The following is a 2,848-nucleotide window of genomic DNA, read 5'->3' as shown; positions in this document are numbered from 1 at the left end:
TGCTAGCGGACACTGAAAAATCCATGCTGACGGACAGTTGAGTCCCTTCTCGCGGACAGCAGAAGTCCTGCTGGGCGGTCAGGTGATCTCCGTCTCGGCCACGTTGATGTGGATCTCTCCGGCGGTTCGATGCGGGTTGCTGACCTTGCACTTCGAGCCGCCGGAGAGACCGTGACCAAGTCTGCCAGGGAGATCATGGAAATTTTGGAGTCGTACGACCTGACCCGCTGTGCGCATTCCGCGGCGCAACTGGCGGGGTGCGATGCGAAGACGGTGCGCCGGTATGTGGCGTTGCGTGAGGCCGGTGGCGGGGATCCGTTACTGGCCCGGACCGCGCCGCGGCCAAAGCTGATCGACGCGTATCTGCCGAAGGTGGAAGAGCTCGTTGATGCGTCGAAGGCGAAGATCCGCGCGGACAAGGTGCACGAGCGGCTGGTGGCGATGGGGTTCACCGGCACGGAACGCACGACCCGGCGGGCGGTGCGACAGGCGAAGATCGCGTGGCGGGCCGGGCAACGGCGCACGTATCGGCCGTGGGTGGCCGAGCCGGGCCTGTGGCTGCAGTTCGACTGGGGTGACGGGCCGCGGGTCGCCGGGCGTAAGACGTATCTGTTCTGCGCGTGGCTGGCCTGGTCACGGTTCCGGGTGGTGATCCCGGTCTTCGACCAGACGATGGGCACGCTGATCGCATGCCTGGACGCGACGCTGCGCCGGCTCGGCGGCGTGCCGGCGTATCTGCTGGGCGACAACGCGAAGACGGTCACCGTCGAACACGTCGCCGGCGTCGCGGTCCGGCACCCGACGGTCGTCGCGGCGGGCCGGCATTACGGGACGACGGTCCAGTCGTGTGAGCCGTTCGACCCGGAGTCCAAGGGCGGCGTCGAGGCCACTGTCAGGGTCGCCAAGGCCGATCTGGTGCCCACCGAGACCAATCTGCGCGGCGCCTACGCCACGTTCGCGGACCTGGTCACCGCGTGCAAGCAGTGGTGCGAGCACATCAACGCCCGCGTCCATCGGGAGACCGGTGCCGCCCCGATCGACCGGCTCGCTGTCGAACGCGGCCATCTGCACGTGCTGCCGGCCGACCCGCACACCGCCGCGTTGGGTGAGGAACGCCTGGTCAACGAGGATCAGACAGTCCGGTTCGGGTCGGTGCGCTATTCGACCCCGCCGGGGCACGTCGGCACCCGGGTGTGGTGCCGGGCTGTCGGCGAGGAACTGGTCATCGTCGCGATGACCCCGGCGGCGGGCACGACCGAGATCGCCCGGCACCAGTTGTCCACCCCGGGTAACCCGCGCATCGTCGATGAGCACTACCCGCACCATCCGGGCGGCAACCATCCACGTCCGCCCCGGCCGCGAGCCCGGACCAAGGCCGAGGCCGATTTCCTGGCCATCGGTGACGGCGCCCACGCGTGGCTGGTCGAGGCCGCCGCGACCGGCACCAGCCGGGTCCGGGCGAAGATGGCCCGCGCGGTCGAGTTCGCGGCCATCCTCGATGCCGCCCGCGTCGACCAAGCATTGGGCCTGGCCGCGGCGGCCGGCCGGTTCGACGACGCGGATCTCGGCGCGATCCTGGACCACCTCGCCACCCGAGGCGAGCCCGGTGACCTGGTCCGGGTCGACGAAACCTACTCGGTGCAGCCCGGCACCGCGTCCTGGGAAAGGTTCGGCCGATGACCCTCACCACCCCTGCCCCGACCAGCAGGCCAGAAATTTCAAAAATGAAACCGGACCTCAAGGGCGTGGTCCTCGACGCCGATGAGGCCGCCGACCTGGCCCGGCTACTCGACCTGATCGAGGACTGGCTGCGGCACGCCGACCACGACACCCAAGCGGATCTGGCCGGCTTCCTCGACGGCAGCGGCCACGGCCACCTCGCCGCAGCCGGCCTGGCCCGCCTCGTCGAACACAACGCCCTGACCCTGCACCACCCGCTCAGAAAGGCCATCACCCGATGACCCGCCCCACCCCGACGCCGACCCGGTCGGCGCCGGCCCTGCCCGACGACCTGGACAAGCTCCTGCGCCGGATGCGGCTGCCCTACCTGCGCGCCGCCGCACCCGACGTCATCGCCACCGCCAAAGCCCAACGCTGGGACCCCGCCGAAGTCCTACGGGTCCTGATCAACGAGGAAGTCATCGGCCGCGACGCCGCGACCCGCCGCATGCGCCGCAAGACCGCGAACTTCCCCACCGGCAAAACCCTGGCCACCTGGCGACCCGACGACTCGTCCATCCCCGCCGCCACCCAGCAAGCGTTGGCCACCCTGGAATGGATCAGCCGAGCCGAGAACCTCGCCGTCGCCGGCCCGTCCGGCACCGGCAAGTCCCACTTCGTCGAAGCCCTCGCCCACCACGCCATCGAGGCCGACCTACGCGTCGCCTGGTTCACCCTCGAAACCCTCACCACCACGATCAGCCGGGCCAAAGCCGACGGCTCCACTGCCCGCACCGTCGCCCGGATCTGCCGCAGCGACCTGATCGTCATCGACGACATCGGCATGCTCCCCGCCGGCCAAGACGCAGCCGAGGCCTTCTACCGCATCATCGACGCCGCCTACGAACGCCGCTCAATCGCCGTCACCAGCAACATCCACCCATCCGGCTTCGACACCTTCATGCCAAAGACCCTGGCCACCGCGACGGTCGACCGGCTCCTGCACCACGCCCACCTGATCACCACCCAGGGCGACTCCCACCGCCTGCAACAAGCCCTCGCCGGCAAGGGGGTGAAAGCCTTGACCTAACCCACCCGGAGATCACCTGGCCACCAGCATGGAATTTTGCTGTCCGCCAACGAGGAGAACCCAAGGCCATCGGACAGGACTTCGTCCTGACCCTTGACA

Annotated in this window: 3 protein-coding genes; all 3 read left to right on the top strand. The window is 69.1% G+C overall.

Annotated features, from left to right (window positions below):
• The first annotated feature begins 129 nt into the window (after nt 1–129).
• From istA to istB, 3 genes are read left to right on the top strand one after another with little or no spacing between them, the layout of a single operon-like run.
• A complete protein-coding gene (gene istA, locus ACIBTV_RS31390; protein ID WP_396710808.1) occupies nt 130–1,680 on the top strand; it encodes an IS21 family transposase in 1,551 nt (516 codons plus the stop codon).
• Nucleotides 1,681–1,724: 44 nt separating this feature from the next.
• Nucleotides 1,725–1,961 (top strand): hypothetical protein, encoded by a 237-nt coding sequence (locus tag ACIBTV_RS31385; RefSeq protein ID WP_396710806.1) that lies wholly within the window; start codon nt 1,725–1,727, stop codon nt 1,959–1,961.
• On the top strand, nt 1,958–2,749 hold the full coding sequence (gene istB, locus ACIBTV_RS31380) for an IS21-like element helper ATPase IstB (RefSeq protein WP_396710804.1): 792 nt from the start codon (nt 1,958–1,960) through the stop codon (nt 2,747–2,749). The genes ACIBTV_RS31385 and istB overlap by 4 nt, the downstream gene beginning before the upstream one ends.
• Nucleotides 2,750–2,848: the final 99 nt, after the last annotated feature.

Origin of the sequence: Micromonospora sp. NPDC049366, assembly GCF_044466625.1 — a bacterium.
Classification (GTDB): Bacteria; Actinomycetota; Actinomycetes; order Mycobacteriales; family Micromonosporaceae; genus Micromonospora.
Note: the sequence above shows the minus strand (reverse complement) of the source record. Positions and strands in the feature narration are given on the sequence as shown.

Excerpts from the sequence above, each read along its gene's own strand:
- istA (WP_396710808.1), top strand. The coding sequence starts at position 130 with ATGCGGGTTGCTGACCTTGCACTTCGAGCCGCCGGAGAGACCGTGACC.
- ACIBTV_RS31385 (WP_396710806.1), top strand. The coding sequence starts at position 1,725 with ATGAAACCGGACCTCAAGGGCGTGGTCCTCGACGCCGATGAGGCCGCC.
- istB (WP_396710804.1), top strand. The coding sequence starts at position 1,958 with ATGACCCGCCCCACCCCGACGCCGACCCGGTCGGCGCCGGCCCTGCCC.